General features: G+C 60.7%; 19 protein-coding genes and 3 pseudogenes. 15 read left to right on the top strand and 7 right to left on the bottom strand.

The window, feature by feature from the left end; all coding sequences use genetic code 11:
- Positions 1 to 173: 173 nt before the first annotated feature.
- A complete protein-coding gene (locus ACVIGB_RS25995) occupies positions 174 to 1,232 on the bottom strand; it encodes an acyl-CoA dehydrogenase family protein (RefSeq protein ID WP_456720501.1) in 1,059 nt (352 codons plus the stop codon).
- A 536-nt stretch (positions 1,233 to 1,768) separates the two neighbouring features.
- Between ACVIGB_RS25995 and ACVIGB_RS25990 the strand changes: the two genes are divergently transcribed.
- The 7 genes from ACVIGB_RS25990 to sfnG all read left to right on the top strand — a co-directional run bounded on the left by ACVIGB_RS25990 (position 1,769) and on the right by sfnG (position 9,268).
- On the top strand, positions 1,769 to 3,190 hold the full coding sequence (locus ACVIGB_RS25990) for an LLM class flavin-dependent oxidoreductase (protein WP_456720502.1): 1,422 nt from the start codon (positions 1,769 to 1,771) through the stop codon (positions 3,188 to 3,190).
- Between the two features lie 6 nt (positions 3,191 to 3,196).
- Positions 3,197 to 3,967 (top strand): ABC transporter ATP-binding protein, encoded by a 771-nt coding sequence (locus ACVIGB_RS25985; RefSeq protein ID WP_456720503.1) that lies wholly within the window; start codon positions 3,197 to 3,199, stop codon positions 3,965 to 3,967.
- Between the two features lie 7 nt (positions 3,968 to 3,974).
- Positions 3,975 to 4,856 carry a branched-chain amino acid ABC transporter permease gene (locus ACVIGB_RS25980; protein WP_456720504.1) on the top strand — a complete coding sequence of 294 codons (882 nt, stop codon included), beginning with the start codon at positions 3,975 to 3,977 and terminating at the stop codon, positions 4,854 to 4,856.
- A 3-nt stretch (positions 4,857 to 4,859) separates the two neighbouring features.
- Complete coding sequence (locus ACVIGB_RS25975) at positions 4,860 to 5,927, top strand: branched-chain amino acid ABC transporter permease (protein WP_456720505.1); 1,068 nt, start codon at positions 4,860 to 4,862, stop codon at positions 5,925 to 5,927.
- 109 nt (positions 5,928 to 6,036) lie between these two features.
- Positions 6,037 to 7,353: an ABC transporter substrate-binding protein gene (locus ACVIGB_RS25970; RefSeq protein ID WP_456720506.1), complete on the top strand. Its 1,317-nt coding sequence runs from the start codon at positions 6,037 to 6,039 to the stop codon at positions 7,351 to 7,353.
- 21 nt (positions 7,354 to 7,374) lie between these two features.
- Positions 7,375 to 8,166 carry an ABC transporter ATP-binding protein gene (locus tag ACVIGB_RS25965; protein WP_456720507.1) on the top strand — a complete coding sequence of 264 codons (792 nt, stop codon included), beginning with the start codon at positions 7,375 to 7,377 and terminating at the stop codon, positions 8,164 to 8,166.
- 16 nt (positions 8,167 to 8,182) lie between these two features.
- Positions 8,183 to 9,268 (top strand): dimethylsulfone monooxygenase SfnG, encoded by a 1,086-nt coding sequence (gene sfnG / locus ACVIGB_RS25960; RefSeq protein ID WP_456720508.1) that lies wholly within the window; start codon positions 8,183 to 8,185, stop codon positions 9,266 to 9,268.
- Between the two features lie 4 nt (positions 9,269 to 9,272).
- On the opposite strand, the pseudogene ACVIGB_RS25955 reads toward sfnG, so the two are convergent.
- Positions 9,273 to 9,446, bottom strand: a pseudogene (locus tag ACVIGB_RS25955) (IS5/IS1182 family transposase); the annotation flags it as partial.
- Between the two features lie 757 nt (positions 9,447 to 10,203).
- Here ACVIGB_RS25955 and ACVIGB_RS25950 point away from each other — a divergent pair.
- The 4 genes from ACVIGB_RS25950 (at position 10,204) to ACVIGB_RS25935 (ending at position 13,757) form a co-directional block, all read left to right on the top strand.
- Positions 10,204 to 10,395 carry a hypothetical protein gene (locus tag ACVIGB_RS25950; protein ID WP_456720509.1) on the top strand — a complete coding sequence of 64 codons (192 nt, stop codon included), beginning with the start codon at positions 10,204 to 10,206 and terminating at the stop codon, positions 10,393 to 10,395.
- Between the two features lie 83 nt (positions 10,396 to 10,478).
- Positions 10,479 to 11,471 (top strand): amino acid ABC transporter substrate-binding protein, encoded by a 993-nt coding sequence (locus tag ACVIGB_RS25945; RefSeq protein WP_456725079.1) that lies wholly within the window; start codon positions 10,479 to 10,481, stop codon positions 11,469 to 11,471.
- Between the two features lie 97 nt (positions 11,472 to 11,568).
- On the top strand, positions 11,569 to 12,678 hold the full coding sequence (locus ACVIGB_RS25940) for an amino acid ABC transporter permease (RefSeq protein WP_456720510.1): 1,110 nt from the start codon (positions 11,569 to 11,571) through the stop codon (positions 12,676 to 12,678).
- Positions 12,675 to 13,757, top strand: coding sequence for an amino acid ABC transporter permease (locus tag ACVIGB_RS25935; RefSeq protein ID WP_456720511.1), 1,083 nt, complete (start codon positions 12,675 to 12,677; stop codon positions 13,755 to 13,757). Before ACVIGB_RS25940 ends, ACVIGB_RS25935 begins: the two co-directional genes overlap by 4 nt.
- A 489-nt stretch (positions 13,758 to 14,246) precedes the next feature.
- Here the strand turns inward: ACVIGB_RS25935 and ACVIGB_RS25930 are convergent.
- A pseudogene (locus ACVIGB_RS25930) lies at positions 14,247 to 14,441 on the bottom strand (IS630 family transposase); the annotation flags it as partial.
- A gap of 485 nt (positions 14,442 to 14,926) precedes the next feature.
- Between ACVIGB_RS25930 and ACVIGB_RS25925 the strand changes: the two are divergent.
- Positions 14,927 to 15,199, top strand: coding sequence for a hypothetical protein (locus ACVIGB_RS25925; protein ID WP_456720512.1), 273 nt, complete (start codon positions 14,927 to 14,929; stop codon positions 15,197 to 15,199).
- A 219-nt stretch (positions 15,200 to 15,418) separates the two neighbouring features.
- Here the strand turns inward: ACVIGB_RS25925 and ACVIGB_RS25920 are convergent, their stop codons facing one another.
- From ACVIGB_RS25920 to ACVIGB_RS25905, 4 genes are all read right to left on the bottom strand, one after another.
- Positions 15,419 to 15,802 (bottom strand): hypothetical protein, encoded by a 384-nt coding sequence (locus ACVIGB_RS25920; protein WP_456749232.1) that lies wholly within the window; start codon positions 15,800 to 15,802, stop codon positions 15,419 to 15,421.
- Between the two features lie 204 nt (positions 15,803 to 16,006).
- A complete protein-coding gene (locus tag ACVIGB_RS25915; protein ID WP_456720514.1) occupies positions 16,007 to 16,735 on the bottom strand; it encodes a hypothetical protein in 729 nt (242 codons plus the stop codon).
- Positions 16,736 to 16,762: 27 nt separating this feature from the next.
- Positions 16,763 to 17,494: a DUF3800 domain-containing protein gene (locus ACVIGB_RS25910; protein ID WP_456720515.1), complete on the bottom strand. Its 732-nt coding sequence runs from the start codon at positions 17,492 to 17,494 to the stop codon at positions 16,763 to 16,765.
- Positions 17,495 to 17,551: 57 nt separating this feature from the next.
- Positions 17,552 to 18,361: a DUF3800 domain-containing protein gene (locus tag ACVIGB_RS25905; protein WP_456725315.1), complete on the bottom strand. Its 810-nt coding sequence runs from the start codon at positions 18,359 to 18,361 to the stop codon at positions 17,552 to 17,554.
- A gap of 20 nt (positions 18,362 to 18,381) precedes the next feature.
- On the opposite strand from ACVIGB_RS25905, the pseudogene ACVIGB_RS25900 reads away from it, so the two are divergent.
- The 3 genes and pseudogenes from ACVIGB_RS25900 to ACVIGB_RS25890 all read left to right on the top strand — a co-directional run.
- Positions 18,382 to 18,588, top strand: a pseudogene (locus tag ACVIGB_RS25900) (IS256 family transposase); the annotation flags it as partial.
- A 1,275-nt stretch (positions 18,589 to 19,863) separates the two neighbouring features.
- Positions 19,864 to 21,990, top strand: a complete 2,127-nt coding sequence (locus tag ACVIGB_RS25895) for a type I secretion system permease/ATPase (RefSeq protein WP_456720516.1) — start codon at positions 19,864 to 19,866, stop codon at positions 21,988 to 21,990.
- Entirely contained in the window at positions 21,977 to 23,428 is a 1,452-nt protein-coding gene (locus ACVIGB_RS25890; RefSeq protein WP_456720517.1) for an HlyD family type I secretion periplasmic adaptor subunit, read from the top strand. The genes ACVIGB_RS25895 and ACVIGB_RS25890 overlap by 14 nt, the downstream gene beginning before the upstream one ends.
- Positions 23,429 to 23,464: the final 36 nt, after the last annotated feature.

The raw sequence follows: 23,464 nt of genomic DNA, 5'->3' as shown, positions 1-23,464 counted from the left end.
ACGGCGTGCTAGGGGCTATGTTGTGGTGCCGCACGAACGCCAGCGCTCCATGCATATGGAAGACCTTCGCCATTCAATTCATACGCACCGATTGCGCGAAGCTTGAAGATCGCGGGGTTATGCGACGCAATGGTCCGGGCATTGCGCCAATGCCGGTCGATCGCGAGCTTCTCCTAGCTGAGAGAGGCGCCGCCCACCTCGAAGAGTTCGGTCGTTGCGTCGAGAACGAGCTTGATGACGACTACCTGTGCGTGTGCTGCCGCGAGCTCGGAAGCATCTAGCTGCTGAGGGTCTTGATGGCGGCCGTCGAGCGTTCTGGCGAGCTCGTCGGCGGCGGCGAGGACAGTTGCGCGCGCGCTAAAAGCAGCGCTCAAAAGCCTTCCGATAACCTGCTGGACCAGGGGATCGTTCCGCGGCAAGTCGGCAACAGCATGAGTGAAGGTGCGGTTTCGTGCCTTGATCCAGGCGGCAGTGTCGGTCGCGGCCCGCTGCGCAATTCCAGCGAGGGTCGCGAGCAGGATCAGCTGAACGTGAGCCGTTCCAAAAACCCGGCCCTCCGTTCCATAGCCGGGACCGATAATTCGGTCCGGGGTGACGGTCACATTCTTGAACTCTGCCGTGCCGCTCGCGGTGAGTTTTTGGCCAAAGCCATCCCAGTCGTCCTTGACGCTGACGCCAGGCTGGTCGCTGTCGGTAACGACCGTAACGCGTTTGCCATCCTGGTCAGCCGCTACGATCACGTGATCGGCGTAAAGGGCGCCCGTTGTGTAATACTTTATACCGTTCAACCGCAGTTCGCCTCCTGCCTGCGTCACGGCGGTTCGGTAGCGATCGACCGCTCCAACACCCAATTCAGTGACAGCGACACCGAACAGCGCTCCTTTTGCGATCGCTTTGAGCCAACGCGCCTTGACCGCCTCGTCGTTGTTAAGTCGCAAGTCTTCGACCAGGTTGAAGTGCGCCCTCAATGCTTGTGGCAGATTAGAGTCCGCGGTCGCGAGCCGGATAAGCAGATCGAACGTCTGATGGAGCGTTGCGCCGAAGCCACCGAACTCGGCCGGCACACGCAGAGCCCCGAAACCCGCTCTCTTCAGCAGCAGAATCTCTTTATGTGGGAGTTCGCGGTTTCGTTCACGTGCGACCGCACCTGCCGCGATAGTGTCAAAGACCGGAGCGAAGCGCTTGTGGAGCTCATCGTCGCTGATGATGGGTCTGCTGCGGGGAATTGTCATAGTCCTGCTTCTGCTCGTCTGAGGATCGGTCGATCGATAGGTTTCGTCGCCTCGAAGAATAATTCGCCGTCGCCCAAGAGCCAGACTGTATTTGGGGAAGATCGAGCGCGATTCGTTCGGTGTCGCACGCCGCTCGAAGAAAAAACTGCTGCGCGAGATCGCGTTCGAATGCTTCCGCGGTAGCGTCAGCGAGTCGTGAGACCGCTTTCGAGGGCGGCCGAGATGATCGTGACGACATTCAGTCCGAAATGAGTATTCCCCGTAGCGCCGACCGGCGCGCCGAATCGTATTGAAATACGATGAGTTCAAAGTGATTTATTGTCGGGGGCTGCATCGACGGTGCTGCATAACATCTCCGAACGACGGACACCGAGAGCAACCCGACAGCAACTTTCTCATCTCCACAGGGAGCACGGCGAAACACGCGCATCGAAAACCGCCGATAAACGCGATGGACCATCGATCGCTTGTTGTGGCGGGATAGCTGCGAGAAAGCAGCACGAGCGTCGCTGGTGAGCGGTGCAACGGAGATCCGCATGGCACGACAAATCCGGTTCAACGCGTTCGACATGAATTGTGTCGGCCATCAATCTCCCGGTGTCTGGGCGCACCCCCGGGATCGCTCCTACAAGTACAAGGACCTCGACTATTGGCAGGATCTTGGACGAACGCTGGAACGCGGAATTTTCGACGGCATCTTCATCGCCGATGTCATCGGCTATTATGACGTTTACAAGAACTCCCTGTTCCATGCGCTCGAGCAGGCGGCGCAAGTCCCGGTCAACGATCCCCTGCAGCTGGTGGCGCCGATTGCACTCGCAACCGAGCATCTCGGCATCGGCATCACCGCGTCGACGTCATTCGAGCATCCCTACACGTTCGCCCGCAGGCTCTCCACCGCGGATCACCACAGCAAGGGGCGCGTCGGCTGGAACATCGTGACATCGTATCTGGAGAGTGGAGCGAAGAATATCGGCCAGGGCGGATTACGCCGTCATGACAACCGGTATGAAGTGGCGACCGAGTATGTCGAGGTACTCTACAAGCTGCTCGAGGGAAGCTGGGAGGAGGGCGCCGTCTTGCGCGATGCCGGGAAGCGGATATTCACTGATCCGTCGAAGGTTCACGAGATCGGCCACAAAGGAAAATACTTCGACGTGCCTGGCTATCATCTCTGCGAGCCGTCGCCGCAGCGGACGCCGGTACTCTACCAGGCGGGCGCGTCCGGGCCGGGCAAGGCGTTTGCGGCCCAGCATGCCGAATGCGTCTTCGTCGCCGCGCCGATCAAGCAGGTTCTGAAATCCTATGTAGCCGAGGTGCGGCGGCAGGCGGCCGAAGCCGGCCGCGATCCAAGCAAGATCCTGACCTACAATCTGGTCACGGTGATTGTCGACGAAACCGACGCCAAGGCAGAGGCGAAGTTCAGGGAGTATCAGCAATACGCCTCCTATGACGGCGCGCTGGTGTTCATGTCCGGCTGGAGCGGCATCGATTTCGGGCAGTATGCGCCGACCGATCTGGTCAGGAAGGTTGAGACCAACGCGATCGTGTCTGTCGTCGATCATCTTGCCAGCGGCAGCAAGTCCTGGACCATTGAGGAGCTGGCGCGCTGGGGCGGCATTGGCGGCCTCGGTCCGGTGTTCGTCGGCTCGCCGTCGACAATTGCCGACATCCTGCAGGAATGGGTCGAGGAGACCGACGTCGACGGCTTCAACCTCGCCTATGCGGTGACGCCTGAGACCTTCGAGGACGTGGTCAATCTGCTGGTGCCGGAGCTACAGAAGCGCAGCGTCTATCCGACAGGCTATCGTCCGGGGACGCTGCGCGAGAAGCTGTTCGGCGAGGGGCCATATCTGCCGTCGAGCCATCCTGCCGCGGCCTATCGTGATATCGAGGCGGTCAAGCGGAGCGCCGCCCAGGCGGCCGGTGTGGCCGGGCGACAGCCGGTCGAGGCCTGAGGCGCGATGTCCGGACCGATCCTGCAACTCCGCGACGTGTCCCTGTCGTTTCAGGGCATCAAGGCGCTCAACGCGCTGAGCTTCGAGGTCGCGCGTGGCGAGATCTGCGCGCTGATCGGTCCGAACGGGGCCGGCAAGAGCTCGCTGCTCAACATCATCAACGGGGTGTATCGGGCCGACAGCGGCAGCGTCACGTTCAATGGCGAGCAGTTCATCCGGATCTGCCCGGCGCATGCGGCGCATCTGGGCGTGGGCCGGACTTTCCAGCATAACGCGCTGTTCCGGCATCTCAGCGTTCTCGACAATGTGCTGGCCGGACTGATCAGGCATTCCCGAACGACGCTCCTCGAGCACGCCTTTGGCGTTGGCCGGGATCGGCGCGAGACCCGCGAGTTCAAGCGCCAGGCGGACGAGATCATCGCGTTCCTAGACCTGACCAGGCATCGCGACACAGTGGTGGCAACGCTTCCCTATGGCGTTCAGAAACGGGTCGATCTCGCGCGCGCTCTGGTCGGCCGCCCGAGCCTGCTGCTGCTCGACGAGCCGATGGCTGGGATGAACCAGGATGAGAAGCACGTGATGAGCCGCCTGATCCTGGAGACCAATGCAAGCCTCGGCGCCACCATCGTGCTTATCGAGCACGACATGAGTGTCGTGATGGGGCTCTCGCATCACGTGGTCGTGCTCGACTACGGCCGGAAGGTTGCGGACGGCTCTCCGGAAGAGGTGCGCAAGAATCCGGACGTGATCTCGGCCTATCTGGGCACGGCGCATTGAGGTCGAGATGAGCTTCTTCATCGAAACGCTGGTCGGCGGCCTGCTCGCGGGCGTCATGTACTCGCTGGTCGCAATCGGCTTCGTGCTGGTCTTCAAGGCCTCCGGCGTTTTCAACTTCGCGCAGGGGTCGATGGTATTGTGCGCGGCACTCACTTTTGTGACGCTGCGCGACAAGGGAATTGACTTCTGGCTGGCGGCGCTGATCACGCTGGCGGTGATGGTTCTGATCGCGATCGCCGTCGAGCGCGTCGTGTTGCGGCCGCTGGTCAATCGCCCGCAGATCACCCTGTTCATGGCCACGCTCGGAGTGTCTTTCGTGATAGAGGGCCTCGCGCAGATCGCGATGGGTGCGAGCGTGCACGAGCTCGATCTCGGCATCGTTGATACACCGATCGAGATCGGCGGGGTTCAGGTCAGCCAGTTCGACCTCATCGCAGCAGGCACCGCCGGGATTCTCGTGGTCGCGCTCTCGATCTTCTTCAACAAGACCCGTGTCGGGATCGCGCTGCGAGCGATCGCCGATGATCCGCAGGCTGCACTCTCGATCGGGATCCGGTTGCAAGCGCTGTGGCAGATCGTTTGGGGTGTTGCCGGCTTCGTGTCGCTGGTTGCGGGTCTGCTGTGGGGCGCACGCCAGGGCGTGCAGTTCGCGCTGACTCTCGTGGTGCTGAAGGCGCTACCGGTGCTCATCATCGGTGGATTTACCTCGATCACGGGCGCGATCGTCGGCGGCCTGGTCGTGGGCGCCGGCGACAGCCTGGCGGAAATCTATCTCGGAAGCCTGTTGGGAGGCAGTGTCTCGACCTGGTTTTCCTATGTGTTGGCGGTCGCCTTTCTCCTGATCCGGCCGGCTGGTCTGTTCGGCGAAGCGCCGATCGAAAGGATTTGACGCATGTCGACGATCGGCACGGAAGCCATCGAAGGGTTCAACCCGTCGCACGAGACTGCGCAGAGCGCGCGCGACCGGCTGCGCGCAGGCTCGGTTGTGGTGTTGCTCGCCGCACTCGCGGGCATTCCGCTGGTGGCGAACGATTACTGGCTCAACGCCGTCCTGATCCCGTTCCTGATCATGTCGCTCACGGCGCTGGGGTTGAACCTGCTGATGGGCTATGCGGGACAGGCCTCGCTCGGCAGTGGCGGGTTCATGTCGGTCGGCGCGTATGCGACCTACAATCTGCTGCTGCGACTGCCGGAGCTGCCGCTGGCGGTCAGCCTGCTGGTCGGGGGTATCATTTCCGGGCTTGTGGGGGTCGTCGCGGGGCTTCCGAGCCTGCGGATCAAGGGCTTCTACCTCGTCGCATCGACGCTGGCGACCCAGTTCCTGCTCGAATGGCTGTTCAATCAATATGGCTGGTTCTCGAACTACTCGACCTCGAGCTCGATCTCGGCGCCGCGGCTCGCGTTCCTCGGCCATGATCTCTCGAGCCCGACCGGTCGCTATCTCCTGACACTCACCACCGTTGTGGTCGTGACGGCCGTTGCGGCGCGGCTGGTTCGGAGCCAGACGGGTCGGACCTGGATGGCGATCCGCGACATGGACACCGCAGCCTCGGTGATTGGCGTGCCCGTATCCGCCGGGAAGCTGAAGGCGTTCTTCGTGAGCTCGCTGGTGATCGGGATTGCCGGCGCGCTCTGGGCCTTCGCCTATCTTGGCACCGTCGATGCACGCAGCTTCAACCTGGACCGTTCTTTCCAGATCATGTTCGCGATCATCATCGGTGGCATGGGCAGCATCCGTGGCAATTTTCTCGGTGCCGCCTTCATGATCTTCGTGCCGATCCTGCTCGATCGTTTCGGGGGCGGGGTGTTCGGCGGCGCGGTCGATCCCGGACAACTCGAAAACTTTCAGAAGGCGCTGTTCGGTGCGCTGATCGTCTGGTTCCTGATCAAGGAGCCGCGCGGCCTTGCAGCATTGCTGTCGCAAGCGTGGACGCGGCTCGCATCGCGGATCAACCGTTAGCGCACGACAAACCCGTCGCATGTGGGCGTGAACCGCGTGCGCGATCGAACATGAATTCTACAGTCAAATGGAGGGTAAGCAGATGTCTTTGTGGAAGCAGAAGCGGATCATGAGCAAGGCGATTGGGCTGGCCGCGCTCGTTCTGGCGGCGGCCGCCAGCGCCTCGGCGGAGGAAGCAAAAACGCAATACTTCCCACTCGCGACCTTCCGGGTCGGGGCCTATGCGTCGAGCGGCATTCCGGTCTGGGCGGGCGAGATCGACTATTTCCGCTACATCAACGAGGTCGAAGGCGGCATCAACGGCATCAAGCTCGTCTGGGATGAGTGCGAGACCAATTGGGAAGTCGAGAAGGGCGTCGAATGCTATGAACGCGTCAAAGCGGGCAAGAACGGATCACCGGTTCCGATCTTCCTGCCGCACGGTGATCCGATTTCGAAGGCGTTGACCGAGAAATCGGCGGCCGACCAGATTCCGCTGGTCACGATCGCGTATGGCCGCACCGAGGCAATCGACGGGCGCGTCTTCCCCTACAGCTTCCCCGTCGTCTTCAGCTTCTGGAGCGAAGCCTCGTCGGCGGTCAATTTCATCGCGGAGAAGGTCGGCGGCAAGGACAAGCTGAAGGGCCTCAAGATCGCGACCGTTTATCACGATTCACCTTACGGCAAGGAAACTCAGGTCCCGCTCGCCCATCTTGCCAAGACCTACGGTTTCGAAGACATCCAGATTCCGGTGCCGCATCCCGGCAACGAACAGTCGGCGCAATGGGCCAAGATCCGCCAGCTCAAGCCCGACTGGGTGTTCTTGCGCGGCTGGGGTGTGATGACGCCAGTCGCAATCAAGACCGCTGCCAAGGTCGGCTTCCCGGTCGATCATATCATCGGTGGCATCTGGTCAGGCTCCGAGGAGGACGTCCGTCCCGCTGGCGCGGTCGGCAAGGGCTATCTGGCGATTACGCCGTTCCCCGCCGGCGCCAATTTCGAGATCCATCAGAAGCTCAAGAAGTACATCCTCGACAAGGGGCTGAGCGATCTCAAGGATCCCAAAAGCTTCGGCTCGGTCTACTACAATTCCGGCGTCGACGAGGCGATCGTCGCGGTCGAGGCGATCCGGACGGCGCAGGCGCATTTTGGCGTGCGGCCGATCAATGGCGAGGAGGCGCAGTGGGGCCTCGAGCATCTCGACCTATCCGAGAAGCGTCTTTCGGAAATCGGCGCCACGGGCCTGCAGCAGCCGCTGAAGCTCTCGGCCAAGGACCACGAGGGTGGCGGTGCCGGCAAGGTGCTGCAGTGGGATGGCGAGAAGTGGAACGTGGTGTCGAACGGCTGGGTGAAGTCCGACCGGGACCTGTTGCTGCCGCTGATCTATGAGCGCGCCGCTGCCTACGCCAGGGAAAAGGGCATCACGCCGCGCGACGCGACCAACTGATCTGCCACCCGAGGGATCGCCATGACCACCTCTCAATTTCTCGACGTCGATAACATCGAGGTCCTCTACGGTCAGGCGATCCTGGCCCTGCGCGGCGTGTCGCTCAGGGTCGAACAGGGATCAATCGTTGCTCTTCTCGGCGCCAATGGCGCCGGGAAAACCACGACCCTCAAGGCAATCTCTAATCTGCTTGGATCTGAGCGCGGCCATTTGAGCCGTGGCGCGATTACGTGGCGCGGCGAGGTGACCAGCCGGCTTGACCCGGCCGATCTCGTTGGCAGGGGCGTGGTCCAGGTTCTCGAAGGCCGCCACGTCTTTCCCCAGCTCACGGTCGAGGAGAATCTGCTCAGCGGCGGGTTCGTGCGTCGGCCAAGCCGTCGCGCGCTCGCCGACGATCTCGATCGCGTCTACAGCTGGTTTCCGCGGCTCAAGCAGCGCCGCAGCGCGCGTTGCGGCCTGACCTCGGGCGGCGAGCAGCAGATGGTCGCGATCGGGCGGGCGTTGATGACGCACCCGACTCTCGTTCTGCTGGACGAGCCCTCAATGGGTCTCGCACCTATCATTGTGGAAGAGATCTTCCACATCATCCGCGATCTCAACAGGAACGAGGGTGTCAGCTTTCTGCTGGCCGAGCAGAATGCTCATCTCGTCCTTGAGTTTGCCGACCACGGTTTCGTCCTTGAGAACGGCAGAGTCGCCGCGTCAGGTACGGCGGCCGAGCTGGCCGAACGTGATGATGTTGCCAAATTCTACCTTGGCACCGCAACGCCCGGAACAACGGCGGCGTCGTCTCTTCAAACCTTGGTCGTCTGAGCAGGAGCAGCGCGTCATGGCCATTCGCTTCGGATATTGGATGCCGCTCGGCAGCGGCGGCTTCGTCATCAGCAACGTTCCGCAGCGGACCGATTGGACGCTCGACTACAACGCCTCCCTGGCGCGCGAGGCCGAAGAGCTTGGCTTCGAATACGGCTTGGCGCCGGCGCGCTTCATCGCGAGCCACGGCTGGGAGCTGCAGCAGGAGGCCATCACCTGCACCGCGGTGCTCTCGGCTCAAACTAAGCGGCTGAAGCTCATCAGTGCGATCCACACCGGCTTCTGGCATCCGGCCATGATCGCGAAGGTGGGCGCCACCATCGACGTCTATTCCAAGGGGCGGTTTGCCATCAACATCCTCACCGGCTGGTTCAAGGACGAGTTCCGCGCCTTCGGCGAGCCCTGGCTGGAGCACGACGAACGCTACCGCCGCTCGGAAGAGTTCATCCAGGTGCTCAAGGGTCTCTGGACGCAGGACCGCTTCACCTTCAAAGGCGACTTCTACAGCATCAACGATGCCTGGTTGAAGCCGAGGCCGGTCTCGCAGCCCTATCCGGAGATCTTCCAGGGCGGCAATTCCATGGCCGCGCGCCGGATGGCCGCGAAATACTCAGATTGGTATTTCCTTAATGGGACCACGGTGGAACGCGCCAAGCAGCAGATCGACGAGGTCCGTGCGCTCGCGAAGGCAGAAGGCCGCACGGTTAAATTCGGACTCAACGGGTTCGTCATCCAGCGGCCGACCGAGCAGGAAGCACTCGAGCAGCTCGAAGCAATCATCGCGGGCGCCGACCCAAAGATCGTGCAGGCCTTTGCCGAACAGGTGAAGCAGGCAGGCGCATCGACCGCCGAGAAGATCGGGATGTGGGCGGATTCGACCCATGCCAACCTGGTCCAGCCCAATGACGGCTTCAAGACCCGTCTGTTCGGTCCTCCCGAGCTGATTGCCGAGCGCATCCGCGCCTATGAAGCCATCGGCGTGGACATGATCCTATGCGCCTTCCTGAACTTCACCGATGAATTGCCGGCCTTCGGCCGCGAGGTCATCCCGCTTCTAAAGCCGGCCAAGGCCGACCGGGCCTACGAGCCGGAACCTGCTTGAATGGGAAGCAGATCGGATCGCTGCGTTCACTTGTCCGCCGGGGTGGCAAGCTCTCTGATCCAGTCGGCGTCGTAGCCTCGATCAGCGAGGTAGCATTGCCCCAGTTTTCAGGCGAGAGAGGTAGTTCCCCGGAAAGCCGAACGTCATGAGCCCCCGCCGGGCTCGACGCTAACCGTACCGATACCATTGGAAGGATATTCACTTGGAATTCAGCCCGAAGACGCCGTAGTCGGCGCTCTCCGATTGGCCTTGTTGTTGATCGTACCGATGCTCGCGGTCTTACTGAGGAGATCCAACGGCCTCGATAGATAAGCTCTAACTGGTCCTCTAACGCGTGTTTTGTGTCGACGCTGTGCGCCACCGCATCGATCTCGGTAACGTGCGCTTCCACATCGCACCTAACCGCTCGACCGTCGGCAGGCCAAAACATGCCGACCTGGCTGGCATCGTAGGCATGAACTACCTAGTCTTGCCTAGACAAACGACGATATCGAGGCCACGCGGACTTCCACTGATGCTACGAGCGCCTCGGGCCCTGCCGTGCTTTGTGCTCCCCAATGCAAATTTTGATCGGCGTCGAGTCTTGCGTTTGTGTTGGCCGAGAACTCATTGCCCTTCCGGCGGCTTGTGATCTGACGTGGTTAGAACTTTGCTCGCTTCCGCTCCATTGCGAAAGACTGTAGCTGCCGACGCTCCCACTATGGATACCCATTTCATTGACTATCGCGCCGTTCCGCCGGATATTCACGCAAGTTGTGCCGCTCAGGGTCACCGCGATGAGAACGTACGATCGAGGCGTGATGTTCAACATGCGGAGCCGCATGTTGCATCGCAGCGTTTCGGCGGCGACTGGCGTCTGTTGTTGATTCGTATCGACAAAATCCCAGCCAATCAACAACCAGACAGGAGCGCCGGAGTCCGGCGGTTGAGCGTTCATGTTCCAAGCCTATGTCATCGAAGTATCGGATCGAGCCGCGGGCATCGTTGTCAGCGAAGAGCGCGGTGTTCGCTTCTTCTCATCCGAACGTGCCTTTGACAGCCTTGACGGCGGCCATTTTGGCTCTGCTCGTGCCGCAGAGCGTGCGGTGAGGGCACTTGTCGAGCGGCGACGGGCGGTCCCGCACTAAGTCAATTGGAACCCTTAAGCCATCGTTGTTGCAGTATCAATGAGGAGAGCCGAATGACCGCCCGCGCCCGCTGGTATAGATGGATGGCCGCGTCGTTGGTCGGCGCTGTCAGTTTGATCTCAACAGCTGCCTCTGCCGGTCCAACGCTCGAACGGGTCAAGTCGCGCGGCCTCGTCAAGGTCGGCGTCGGCACCACGCCCGGGTTTTTCGCGCCGGACAACGATGGCCGGTGGCAAGGCTTCTTCATTGATTACGGACGTGCCTTGGCGATTGCGGTCTTCGGTGACGCCAACAAGGTCGAATTCACGAGTTCGTCGCCGCAGCAACGCCTGCCGGCTCTCCAGGCCGGCGAATTCGATGTTTTGCTGTCCGGCGTGACCGTCACGACCACACGCGCGTTCAAGCTCGGATTCCATTTCGGGCCGACCATCTTCTATGACGGGCAGGGGATTCTCGTCCGCAAGGACATCGGCGTAACTTCGGCATCTCAGCTCGACGGCGCCACGATCGGCGTTCAGAGCGGCACGACCGGCGAATTGAACATCGCGGATTTCGTCCGCAAGAGCCGGCATAAATTCACCCCGGTCACGATCGAAGATACCAGCGAATTTGTCGCGGCCCTTCAGTCCGGCCGCGTAGATGCGATCACGCAGGACTCGTCGGATCTGGTCGGAAAACTCACCCAACTGAAGAATCCGAACGACTATATCCTGCTACCGGAGCGGCTGTCGAAGGAGCCGCTGGCGCCGGCGATCGCCGGTGGCGACGACCGCTGGCTCGAGATCGTCAATTGGACGGTGAACGCGACGATCCAGGCGGAGGAATGGGGTATCACTTCGCAGAATATCGATGGCTTCCAAAAGTCAGACGATCCGGCCATCAAGCGTTTCCTCGGTGTCGATCCGTCACTTGCGGAATCGATCGGGCTCGATCCGAAATGGGCTTACAACATCATCAAGATGGTCGGCAATTATGGCGAAATCTTCGATCGCCATCTCAAGCCGCTCGGTTGGGAGCGCGGCTATAACCGGCTGTGGACCAACGGTGGCCTATTGTATTCGCCACCGTTCCGCTGACATTTTGCCACTTATGACAACTGCGGCCGAAACATCGCGCGCGCCCGAGAAACGAGCTATGCGGCGCCGGGTCGCGGCCTGGTTCGGTCCGAGGCCGATGTTGCAGCTCCTGATCGTGGCCAGCGTCGTCGCTATCGTCGGCGCGCTCGGATCCAACATCGCGACCACCATGGCGCGGATCGGGGTGACAGCGGGCTTCGGCTTTCTGGAACGCGCAGCCGATTTTGAGATCGGTGAAGGCATGATTGCCTTCCGTGCTGGCGATAGCTATGCACGGGCGATAGCCGTCGGTCTCCTTAACACGGCGAAAATCTCGTTGCTGGGATGTTGTCTGGCGACAATCCTTGGTGTGGCGCTCGGCATGACGCGGCTGTCGGGCAACCTGATGCTGTCTGGTTTGGCGCGCTGGTATGTCGAGATCGTTCGCAACACCCCGCTGTTGTTGCAGTTGTTCTTCTGGATCGCTCTCGCCCATGCCCTGCCGCCGCCGCGTCGCGCCATCACCTTGCTCGATGCCATCTTCCTCACCAACCGCGGCATGTACGTGCCCGCGATCATCATATGCGATCTCTCAATCGGAGCGATGCTGGGTATGGCCGCTGTGTTTGCGGGCTGGATCTGGCTGGTGCGGCGCGGCTGGCGTCAGAAAAGGACAGGGCTATGGGCTCCGCTGCCCGCGTCGCTCTTGAGCATTGTTGCGTTCGGCGCGGTGCTCGCAGTAAGCGCCACAAGGATTAGCATCGAAGTGCCGGCGATCAGCGGTTTCAACATTCGAGGCGGCTTGAGCCTCACGCCCGAATTCGCGGCGCTCCTGGTCGGATTGACTGTGAAGTTTTCTGCGATCATTGCGGAGATCGTGCGCGCTGGCATCCTGTCGGTGCGCCGAGAACAATGGGACGCAGCACGGGCGCTGGGACTGCATCGCGGTAAGGTCATTCGGCTCGTCGTCCTACCGCAAGCTTTGCGCGTCATTACGCCATTGACGACCTCGAACTACCTCGATCTCGTCAAGGACTCCAGCCTCGCCGTCGCGATCGGCTATCCGGATCTCATGAATATCATCAACACCACCGCCAATACGACCGGGCAGGCATTCGAAGCGCTGCTGATCGTGGTGTTGCTCTATCTCGCCCTGAACCTCGCCGTCTCGGCATTGATGAATCTTTACAACAGCAGGGTCGCGCTGCGCGAGGAGCGCCCGGCATGACGACGACCGAGGCTCGAACGATGCGTCCGAGAGGTCAGGACCGGCTTTGGACACGACTGCAGATGGGTCTGTTCGGAAATTGGCTGAATTCGGCCATTACGGTCATTGTGGGTCTGCTCGTCTTATGGCTTCTGCCGCCGCTATTGCGTTGGCTGGTCTTTGACGCGACTTGGCACGGAACTTCGGCGGATTGTCTGGCACATGAGGGCGCGTGCTGGGCATTCGTCGCAGCAAAGCTGCGCTTCATCGTCTTCGCGTTTTATCCGGTCCAACTCGAATGGCGCCCGGCGCTCGTATGTCTCCTGCTCGCTACCTTGCTGGCTATTACGGCCATGCCGCGTTTCTGGCAACGTGAGCTTATTGTCGGCTGGCCAATCGTTATTCTCTTGTGCTGGCTGTTGATGGCCGGCGTCCCTGGGCAGTCGCGAGTTTCGACGAATCAGTGGGGCGGGCTACCTGTGACCCTGCTGGTTTGGGCGGTCTGCTTTGCCGTTTCGGTGCCGTTCGCAATCCTGCTGTCGCTCGCACGGCGATCCAGGATGCGCGCGATCCGGCTGCTCGCGATTGGCTACATCGAGTTCATGCGAGCCATACCGATGGTCGCGATACTCTATTTCGCGACGTTAGTCTTGCCTATGGCGCTGCCGGCTGGGCTCCTAGCCGACAAAATGCCGCGCGCGATGATCATGATTTCCTTGTTTTGGACTGCTTATATCGCCGAGGTCGTGCGTGGCGGTCTCCAGGCCGTTCCGCTTGGCCAGGAGGAGGCCGCAATCTCGCTTGGATTGGGCTATTGGCGGGGGATGCGGCTGATCATTCTGCCACAAGCGCTCCGCATGGTGATCCCGGGTCTGGTCAATCAAGCCATCGGCTTCCTGCTCGCGACATCCCTACTTGCCGTCATCGGCATCGTCGACATTCTCAATGCCGCGAAGGCGGCGGCGACTGATCCCAACTGGATTGGGTTTTACAAGGAGGCATTTCTGATCGTGGCAGTGACTTGTTTCGCGATCGGCTATGGTGGTTCGCGTTACAGTCGCTGGCTCGAGCGGCGCCTAGGTCGCTTCGATCCACATTAACGATGATGGGTCATTGTGTCAGACTATCGCGTGTCGCCCGTTTACGCGCCGCGCGACGCGGCCCACCTGGTAGGTGCCCTGCGATAAAGAACTAAACTGAATATCTGCCCGAATTGCCATACGGCTAGTCTCGCACGCCTTAACTCCTTCAAAGGCAGCTTCCAATAGCGTTTCCGGCCGCGGCAGGGCATCGTGTCGCGCCGGCCGGCGCGCAATATCGCACGCGAGTGGACTGATAAAGTTGTACGTATCATAACATACTACACACATCATCGAATGCCTCGCGAATTCGGCAATTCCGCGCAACGCCTCGATTTAAAGTGCGCCCCGACGGCATTGCAATCTGCCAGAACGGAAAACTACTTCGCGAATTCCAGAAAGCCATCTGAATTGCCCGAGCAGAAAACGGCGCGGATAAGCAGCACTTCGGAATCAGAGCATGATGCGCTTCGAGTCCCGGGGGCGTATATGACCGCGCTTGATGGAGCATTCATTGACCTTGACCTTGCGCCAGGGACGGTGCACGTCGAGGAGAACGAAGAGATTGACCGTGCCATTGCGACGATAGTCATAATCGTAACGTTCGAGCTGGCCGGGCTTGGCCGGAATGGGCTGACGCACCTCGTCGATTAGTTGCACCGGGGCTTTCGTCAAAGTACCGACCACTGGTCGTCTGACGCGTGGCCGACGCGGGTCAACTGTTGATCGCGTGGCGTTTTGGTGGCGCATGCATTCAGAGGCCGAGCTCAGCGACGCAGCGCGCAGTCGTTCGTGTTCCGACCTTCGCGTCCAGGCTAAGTGGAGCGCAGCGAGGGTTCCGAGTGTGATCCAATTGCGGGGTGCCGTATGGCCGGTTTCGACGTGCTGTACACCAACGCGTTTGACGCATTCGGATTAGCACCAGACCGAATTCGCCGATCGCGTGCGCAACGCCCAGCACGGCGAGAAAGCCCGGCCGCGCCAGGGGCAAGTCCCACGGCTAGCGCATTGCTGACAGCATCCTTGCTTTGGTCGCGGCCCTCCGCGCCGGTGTCATGGTCTTCGCCGCCTTGCTAGGGCGAGACAATGACCGGGGTCTATTCTTTCAAATAGTATCATTTCGTTTAAACGGGAATTAGCGCCTCACGTGATTAAGAAGCGCGCTGACCTTTGACCCCGCAGGTGACAGAATGCGCGACTTCCATAGGGAACTCGAAAGCACGAACACCAAGGATAAGCCGAAATTCATCGATCTCGACCACGACGGCAACATCAAGGTCCATCTTGTTGACAGCGACGGCAACGTTACGTTTCATGTTTGGTGGTTGATCCCTGCCGCCTTCGTTCTTCTCGGACTGATCATGAACCCGGTTGCCCTTGTCGTCGTCATTGCGGGCAGTTGGGTGCTTTGGAAACTATACGGCTTGTGGCTACGGTTCTGCGATTGGTGCGCTCCAGACTGATCCTCGTGAGCGACTTTCTCGACTAGCTTGCACTCGCTTTCACCGAGCTGCTACAACCGGCGGATGCAGAGCAAGAGCCACAGGTCTGTCGCGACTGGCCGCAGGTCCGGAGGGCCTGCGGGGCAACGGGCTGTATTGAGTCGCCTTCGTCGCATTGAGGAGTGGCGTAAGCCGCGGCTCCAACGCCTGCCGCGTCCTATCGACAAAGGACGATTGTCCTCAAATGCTACCTGCAGAGGTTCGATGGAAGCTTCGATTCCCAGCCTTGTTCGGCTCGACGAGCTGACTTTTCCCAACGACTCTCCCGTCCGAGCGAGCTTCCGGTCGTGTGTCGATCTCGACCTCTTCTTCGACAATAAGCCATTGAAACTGCGCGATGCGCTTCGTCTCTAAAGGTTTGCCCCGGAAGTTGCGCGCCAACTTCGGCGCATCAAACATCGGCTCCTTGGCACTGAAGGCGCCGACGCGGGCAGGCCCAAACCTCAGAGGAAGCAACTCATCCGCTAGGTCCAGCGGGCACATATGCCGCCGGAGAGTGGTCTTCGGCGCGAATGCCTGATCGAGCAGCCGTCGCTGCGCTCTGAGGTTCGGCCGCTTGCCCAATCAGTTCGACCGGCAACATGTAAGGCAGTCCCAAGGACCGCAATGCGGTACTCAACGCGAACCTCGCCTTGCCACCCCCGTATCGAGCTTCACATGCGTCAACCAGCGCCACGAACGGGGGCGTTGACAACAAGTTCTCGGGGCCCGGAGGCGGCATCCGCCATAGAGACTCGAGTGCGCTTATCAGCTCTGCATCCGCCAACTTCAGCCGCCCTTCATAGCCGCCTGTGGCACCCAATTACGCTCTTGCCGCTCGCGAACGAGGCGCGCTTCGAGACCCGGGTGCTTGCGCTCGATGCTCTCATTGTAGATGTACTCAGCGTCCAACCAGAAAGCTGCGATCGAATCGACAAAACGGCGAATCCGATTGAGGGGAATATCCATCGCTGCAAGCGGCTGCGGGTTCGATGGCGGCGGTCCGAACTCCGGCGGCAGCGGCGTGACCGGTGGCCACAGATCGGGGTACCGCAGCGAAAGTTCGACGGTAGACTTACCGTCGCCGTGCCGGCAAGCGTTACCAAGATGGTGGAGAATATCCAGCGCATCAAAACTTGGGAAAGACTCGATCGCGATGCCTCGCAAGTCATGGAACAGCCTTCGTAGGTCCTTCCAGTTCGCATTCTCGACTTTGCTCACCATAGACGTACGCGGCCGCAACTCGTTGGCGCACCCGCGCAGATAGCCTCTTATTTGTCGCTCCCAGATCGATTGGATCGAGAGAGCGAACGCCATCTTCGTTTCGCGCAGCACAGCCTGCATGTCAGCCTGAGCAAATTCATGTCCAGGTGAGGTGCTTCGCCCCAACTCGTCTATCCGTCTGTCGAGCGTCGCCAGCGCCGGAATAATCACGTCATCAAGATAGGATCGTATAGTGATGTCGTGCTTCGAAGCTTGTATATCGGCGAAGCAGTTCTTCCAGCGAAACGGCGTCATGGCTGTCAATTCCGTAGCATCCTCAGATCAGGCGTTCAGCAAGCCAAGGCGCGCCAAGTCCTGGCTCGAGACGACGAAATTGAACCCGGTTCCGCGTTCTGGCTCCGCCAATTCCAGTAGCGAGCGGAACGTCCCGATTGACTCCGGAGATGGGAGTTTGGCGTGGGCAACGATACTTTGAACGTAGCGCATCACGCACCCTGCTAGGACATCAGCGGCTTGGATCCCCGCAAAAGCGTCCGACGACGAGAAGACAAGCTCTCCGCGTTGCACGAAGCTGTAGTGGGCGTGCCGCAAGGGCCACGTTAGACCCAGCTCAGCGAAGTCTTCACTCGCCCGTTTGCCCTCGTCAAGAATATGATCATACTGCAGTTGTTCGTCGTGAATGATCCGAACGCCCCTCATCTCTCTAGCACGGAAGAGGTTAATGCGTGCATAGAGGTTGGTGAACGACGACAGGTTCGGTAGAATCCAATATGGCTTCGCCGCCTTGCTCAAATCAGGTATAGGTAGGAAGCCCTGGATATTTGGTTGCGAACCTGCGGCACCGCCTTCGAAATCAGCGAAGCTATCGACCGCAAACTGAAGCACGAAACCTGCATTCCCGTCGCGGGGGATGCGGTTCTCTAACCATCCGATCAGCGCTTCGAATGCGAGCCGCGTCGAAGCCACAGAAGGCTCCGTGCAGGCATCAATATAGGATCGCATGACGGTTGCGGGCATGAAGGCGTGAAGAAAATCGGCTACGTCGCTCTTCATCCGAATCACGTCCGGCCGACGGTCAAATTCCCCCGAACCGGTGGGATGACAAAATGATTAACCATCGTGGCGCAAACAAAGAAGCGCTTGTCGACCACCTCCACAAAAATCGGGCAACCATGCTCTCGAAGATGCGCAATCAAGGTCAGTGACGAAACCTGGCTTGTTCTTCAAGGCAGAGGATTTGACCTCGCGACTCCTGATGCGATGGCGCGCGCGAAGTCGGTCAAACTCGACTGCAAGAGCATCATCATCATCAATGCCAACGAGGGCGAACACCGGTTGCTGTCCGAAATCAAATGCGCGATCTGCATTTGCAAGATCGCCCGAATTTCCGCTCTCGTCGACGTAGAAATTGCGTGCCGAACTTGCTGGCCAAGACTCTGGCAAGTGCGGCTTGCGCATCATTCGGCCGTACACTGCAATGCATCGTTCAATGCCGGTGCTAACGAGTTGACTCAGCACCCGCTCGGCCCAAGGTCGCCGCACGTCGTCCACAAGTTTCGCCGTCTCGCGTAAAGCAATGTCGAGCCTGGCAAGCAGTGCCAAAAAAGCGCCTTCGACGGCAGTTCGGATCCACCCTTCGAGCTCCGGCCCCTCTTCGCTGACGCGTCTAAACAGCGAGAACGTGATCGGTTCGACGATGCCTGCCCTGTTGCAGACAACCTCGCCATATCCAGCAATCTGATGGGTAAAGATGCCTCTAGCTTCGAATCCCACGTCGGGACGCCGCAGTGCATGCGGGCAACCGCCAACCTCTGAAAGGAGTGCTAGATCGATTCTCTCCATATCGCTTCCCCGGACGATACCTATCCGTTGACCGCAGAGATGCGACAAAATCAACCAGGCGTGGGAATGGCCGATCATTTCACCGGCTCCCTCGCTATGGTCGCTGGGCGATGAACCTGACGCTGATGAATGTGTCGACGCGCCGGTTCGGCCGTGCTGTCCGACTGCCCGAGGGTGACGTGCCGGCACCGCCCGGATCGGGGATTTCGAAATCGGCGGCCTCGCGGAGGTTCGTAGCGCTGTCGGCGGCGCGGCTGGCCGACTTCATGGCTGCCGATCTGTCCGCGCTCGACCTTCTGGTGGTCCCTCGAACCCCGGAGCGCGTCCAAATGCCCATCAGCGAGATGCCAACTTGGCGCTGCTGGCGCGGTTAGTCGCCTCACCGATGTACAAAAGATACTCGCGCGAGCGGGAGTATCTGGCCAGATCTTATCAAGTTTGAGATGGGAGATCAGGACAGGCCGTCTTGTCAGCCATGCATCACCCCGGCGACCTCGTCCTCTGCTGCAGCGAGGACGCGATCGGGGCTGGTCGATCAGCAAGTCCTGTGGCCGCTTCCCGCCAAGAAAGCCGTTGACCGACGCGAACCAGTAGGCGAGGCCCCAGTTGTCCTTCCGCCCGCGAAACACGTCCAGCACCCCCGCCAAGCCCTTGGCTGGTCGATGGTCGGTCGATGCATCCAAGGCGTAGCCGGGGAAGTAGTCCACGCCCCGCGACCGCACCGCGAAGATCTGCCCCGCCTTCTTCCACTTGTTCGGCCGACCGCTGGGATTGCTGGTGCTGAATCCCGTCATCTTGGTGACCTGTGCCGAGGTCAGCCAGTCACCGCTCTCAAGGACGTCCTTGTGGGCTTCTGCTGTCATGCGCGCCTCGACCAGCTTGCGCAGGGGAGGCGGGACCTCTGGGACGAGAGCATCGATGATCGAACGGAACGCTTCATGCTGGCAACCCTCAACGATGCTAAGGACGATCGGTGCAAGATTGGCGATTATGTCCGCCTCGGACCGAGGCTTCGCTCGCTTGCTCAAAAGTCAATGCAATGACCTGTTTCGCGCGCGAGCGGCTAAGTCCCTTCCGGACTTGTTCGGGGGTCCCAGTGAGCATTCCAACGCCCGATAGGTCTTTATCACCGGAGGCCATGGGTTTCCAACTCCCAACAATGGGATTCCAGACCAGTCTACGACAAGCTCCAAGGTGTGGGCACCCCCGCGACTGATGCGCCGACCATCAGCTAGTCCATACTGATCAGCAACTTAGACATCATGGCACTTCGTCGCTATAGTCCGAATAGCTCAATTTTGCTTGGCGAGTCTGTTGCCGTTCGCAATTTGAAGTTCGCGCGCGCTATGGCGGTTCAATCTGATCGATCGCTTGGAGCACTCCGGTGCGTTTCCGGGAGTAAGCCGCAGCATCGCACTTCATCGAAGTCGGGATCCTTGGCCTTCCCAACGAAAGGCTCATCCGTTCTCCACACCTTGAACGAGTCCTGGCCCACAACGCACGTCTCGCTGCATTTCTAGGTTGCAAATGACAAAAGGGGTGCGATAAGTTGTCGCGCGACTTTAGGTGGCATTTGAAACATGGAAACGTTAAGTCCGGATTCGGGCCTGCAATGTCTTGCGCTTCTTCTCCGGTTCCATCAGGTCTCGGTCGATCCCGCACAGATCGCACATCAGTTCGCCGGCCACGCCATCGGCGTGACCGAGATGCTGCGTTGTGCCAAGGACCTGAAGCTGAGAGCTCGCGCGGTCAAGGAGACCTGGACGGGGCTGACCCGGCTGCCGCTGCCGGCCATTGTTCAGCGGCGGGACGAGAGTTTCGTCATCATCGGCAAGGTCACCAAGAACGAAATTCTTATCCAGGACCCGCTGGAGCGGCGGCCGCAGGCGATCAAGCGCGCCGACTTCGAGGCCAGCTGGACCGGGGCCGTCATCCTGATGACGCGGCGTGCTTCACTCGCCGATCTCGGGCGCCGCTTCGACATCACCTGGTTCCTCCAGGCGATGCACAAATACCGGCGGCTATTGGCTGAAGTCCTTGTCGCGTCGTTCTTTCTGCAGCTGTTTGCGCTCGTCACGCCGCTGTTCTTCCAGGTCGTCACCGACAAGGTGCTGACCCATCGAGGCTTCACGACGCTCGACGTGCTGGTCGTCGGCCTCATTACCGTTTCCATCTTCGAGACGGTTCTCGGGGCATTGCGAACATACGTATTCTCCCACACCACCAACCGGATCGATGTCGAGCTCGGCGCGCGCCTGTTCCGGCACCTGATCGCATTGCCGATCGGCTATTTCGAGGCCCGGAGGGCAGGCGATTCGGTGGCGCGCGTCCGGGAACTGGAAAACATCCGCAACTTCCTCACCAGTTCGGCGCTCACTTTGGTGATCGATCTTGCCTTCACCTTCGTGTTCCTCGCGGTGATGTTCTACTACTCGCCGCTATTGGCCTGGATCGTCGTCGGCTCGTTTCCGTTCTATGTCGCGCTCTCGGCCGGCGTTACCCCGATATTCCGGCAGCGGCTCGAGCGGAAGTTCGACCGCGGCGCCGAAAACCAGGCGTTCCTGGTCGAGAGCGTCAGCGGGATCCAGACCTTGAAGGCGATGGCGATCGAACCGCAGATGCAGCGGCGCTGGGAAGAGCAGCTCGCCGGCTATGTCGGCTCCAGCTTCGACGTCTTGTCGCTCGGCAACTGGACCAGCCAGTGCGTTCAGCTCATCAGCAAGATCGTCACGGCATTGACGCTCTACTTCGGAGCCCATTTGGTCATCGAGGGCCAGCTCACCGTCGGCGAGCTGATTGCCTTCAACATGCTCGCCGGGCGGGTCGCCCAGCCGGTCCTGCGGCTGGCGCAGCTGTGGCAGGATTTCCATCAGGCGCGCGTCTCGATCGCGCGGCTTGGCGACATTCTCAATACAACGCCCGAGCCGACATTCGACGCCGCTCGCGCCGCGCTCCCGCCGATCCAGGGCAATGTCACATTCGAGCACATCAATTTCCGGTATCGCATCGATGCGCCGCTTGCCCTGCACGACGTCTCGCTCAAGGTCTCGGCCGGCCAGGTGATCGGCATTGTCGGGCCATCCGGCTCGGGAAAGTCGACCCTCACCAAGCTGTTGCAGCGCCTTTATGTGCCGGAAGCCGGCCGGGTCCTGATCGACGGCATCGACCTGACGGTCGCCGACGTCGCCTGGCTGCGGAGGCAGGTTGGCTCTGTCTTGCAGGAGAACGTGCTCTTCAACCGCTCGATCCGGGACAACATCGCTCTGGCCGATCTCGGCATGCCGATGGAGCGGATCATTGCCGCGGCCGAACTGGCCGGTGCCCATGAGTTCATCCTTGGGCTGCCCGACGGTTACAACACGGTGGTGGGCGAGCGCGGCGCGAGCCTGTCGGGCGGGCAGCGTCAGCGGATCGCCATCGCGCGGGCGCTTGTCACCAATCCAAGAATCCTGATTCTCGACGAGGCGACCAGCGCGCTCGACTATGAGAGCGAAAGCATCATCCAGCGCAACATGCGCCGGATTTCCGCGGGACGTACCGTCTTCATCATCGCGCACCGGCTGTCGGCCGTCCGCCAGGCCGACCGGATCATCACCATCGAGGGCGGGCGGCTGGTCGAGGATGGCACCCACGACGAGCTGATCAAGCAAGCTGGCCGTTACGCAACGCTTCACCAGATACAGGCGGGGCTCCATGTCGTCGGCTGATGCCTCGAAGAACGAGACAGCAGACGTCGTCCCATTCCGCCGGTCGAGAACTGACACGGCGCGCCAGTTCCTACCCGCGGCGCTCGAGATCATCGAGACGCCAGCGTCGCCGGCGGGGAGGGCTATTGGCGGCACGATAATCCTGTTTTTCGCCATCGCGATCGCTTGGGCGACCTTCGGGCATGTCGACATCATCGCGACGGCTCAAGGCAAGATCGTGCCGACCGGGCGGTCGAAGACGATCCAGCCGCTCGAGACGGGGACCGTGTCGGCCATTCATGTCCGTGATGGCGATCAGGTTGCGGTTGGGCAAATCCTGATCGAGCTCGATCGTACCGTGACCCAGGCTGAGCAGCGGCGGGTATCACAGGACCTGATTCTGGCGCAGCTCGATGTCGCGCGGCTGGGCGCGCTTCGTGACAACTTTGACCGATTGGACGGCGCGCGAGGCATCGTTCCACCAGCCGGAGCTTCGGAGCATGGCGTGGCGCGGACCAGCGCGGCGATGCAGGCGCAGGCGACCGAGCAGCTCGCGAAGATGGCTTCGATCAGCCGTCAGATCGAGCAGAAGCGCGCGGAAGCAGACTCCATTGCGGCGACGATTGCCAAGATCGATGCCTCGCTGCCGCTGGTTGAGCAGACCGCAAAGATCCGCCGGGACGCGATGCAGATCCAGTATGGCAATCAGATCGCTTACCTCGACGCTCAAGCTCGGATGCTTGACCAGCAGAACGAGCGGGTGGTTCAGAGCCGCAAGCTGGTGGAAATTGAAGCCGCCAGGCAGGCCCTGGAGCAGCAGCTCGGGCAGACCAAATCCGGGTTCGAGCGGCAAGTCCTGAGTGATCTCTCCGACGCCCAGAAGAGGGTCGAAGAGCTCGGGCAGGACCTGGTCAAGGCCGAGCGGAAGATGAACGAGCAGGTTCTGCGTTCGCCGATCGACGGGACCGTCCAGCAACTAGCGCTGCATACAATCGGTGGCGTAGTGACGCCGGCGCAGCAGCTGATGATCATCGTGCCGGCCGACAGCCGCCTAGAAGCCGAAGCAATGATCCCGAACCGGGATATCGGCTTCGTGACCGCGGGGCAATCCGCGGAGGTGAAGATAGATACCTTCAACTTCACCCGATACGGCTTGCTGCAAGGAAGGGTCGTGAGCGTATCCCAGGACGCCATCGTCAAGGACAAGCCGGCCGATGCGGCCGGCGCGACCAAGAACGGCGGGGCGCTCTCGGAGTCGAGCGAGCCGGACGGACAGCTACTGGTCTACGCGGCGCGGATCGCGCTCGACGGCACAAAGATGCAGATCGATGATCGGCTCGTCAGCCTCACACCGGGCATGGCGGTCACCGTCGAGATCAAGACCGGGACGCGGCGTATCATTGAATATCTGATGTCGCCGGTACTGCGCTACAAGCAGGAGAGCTTGAGGGAGAGATGAATTAGCGAGGCCTTCGGCTATGAAAGTTCAATCTTG

The organism is Bradyrhizobium sp. USDA 4341 (genome assembly GCF_054063755.1).
This window is presented reverse-complemented; position numbering and strand designations above follow the sequence as displayed.

What these genes read in the sequence shown, in the direction of transcription:
- ACVIGB_RS25995 (WP_456720501.1), bottom strand. Translation starts at nt 1,232, where the DNA reads ATGACAATTCCCCGCAGCAGACCCATCATCAGCGACGATGAGCTCCAC.
- ACVIGB_RS25990 (WP_456720502.1), top strand. Translation starts at nt 1,769, where the DNA reads ATGGCACGACAAATCCGGTTCAACGCGTTCGACATGAATTGTGTCGGC.
- ACVIGB_RS25985 (WP_456720503.1), top strand. Translation starts at nt 3,197, where the DNA reads ATGTCCGGACCGATCCTGCAACTCCGCGACGTGTCCCTGTCGTTTCAG.
- ACVIGB_RS25980 (WP_456720504.1), top strand. Translation starts at nt 3,975, where the DNA reads ATGAGCTTCTTCATCGAAACGCTGGTCGGCGGCCTGCTCGCGGGCGTC.
- ACVIGB_RS25975 (WP_456720505.1), top strand. Translation starts at nt 4,860, where the DNA reads ATGTCGACGATCGGCACGGAAGCCATCGAAGGGTTCAACCCGTCGCAC.
- ACVIGB_RS25970 (WP_456720506.1), top strand. Translation starts at nt 6,037, where the DNA reads ATGAGCAAGGCGATTGGGCTGGCCGCGCTCGTTCTGGCGGCGGCCGCC.
- ACVIGB_RS25965 (WP_456720507.1), top strand. Translation starts at nt 7,375, where the DNA reads ATGACCACCTCTCAATTTCTCGACGTCGATAACATCGAGGTCCTCTAC.
- sfnG (WP_456720508.1), top strand. Translation starts at nt 8,183, where the DNA reads ATGGCCATTCGCTTCGGATATTGGATGCCGCTCGGCAGCGGCGGCTTC.
- ACVIGB_RS25950 (WP_456720509.1), top strand. Translation starts at nt 10,204, where the DNA reads ATGTTCCAAGCCTATGTCATCGAAGTATCGGATCGAGCCGCGGGCATC.
- ACVIGB_RS25945 (WP_456725079.1), top strand. Translation starts at nt 10,479, where the DNA reads ATGGCCGCGTCGTTGGTCGGCGCTGTCAGTTTGATCTCAACAGCTGCC.
- ACVIGB_RS25940 (WP_456720510.1), top strand. Translation starts at nt 11,569, where the DNA reads ATGTTGCAGCTCCTGATCGTGGCCAGCGTCGTCGCTATCGTCGGCGCG.
- ACVIGB_RS25935 (WP_456720511.1), top strand. Translation starts at nt 12,675, where the DNA reads ATGACGACGACCGAGGCTCGAACGATGCGTCCGAGAGGTCAGGACCGG.
- ACVIGB_RS25925 (WP_456720512.1), top strand. Translation starts at nt 14,927, where the DNA reads ATGCGCGACTTCCATAGGGAACTCGAAAGCACGAACACCAAGGATAAG.
- ACVIGB_RS25915 (WP_456720514.1), bottom strand. Translation starts at nt 16,735, where the DNA reads ATGACGCCGTTTCGCTGGAAGAACTGCTTCGCCGATATACAAGCTTCG.
- ACVIGB_RS25910 (WP_456720515.1), bottom strand. Translation starts at nt 17,494, where the DNA reads ATGAAGAGCGACGTAGCCGATTTTCTTCACGCCTTCATGCCCGCAACC.
- ACVIGB_RS25905 (WP_456725315.1), bottom strand. Translation starts at nt 18,361, where the DNA reads ATGATCGGCCATTCCCACGCCTGGTTGATTTTGTCGCATCTCTGCGGT.
- ACVIGB_RS25895 (WP_456720516.1), top strand. Translation starts at nt 19,864, where the DNA reads ATGGAAACGTTAAGTCCGGATTCGGGCCTGCAATGTCTTGCGCTTCTT.
- ACVIGB_RS25890 (WP_456720517.1), top strand. Translation starts at nt 21,977, where the DNA reads ATGTCGTCGGCTGATGCCTCGAAGAACGAGACAGCAGACGTCGTCCCA.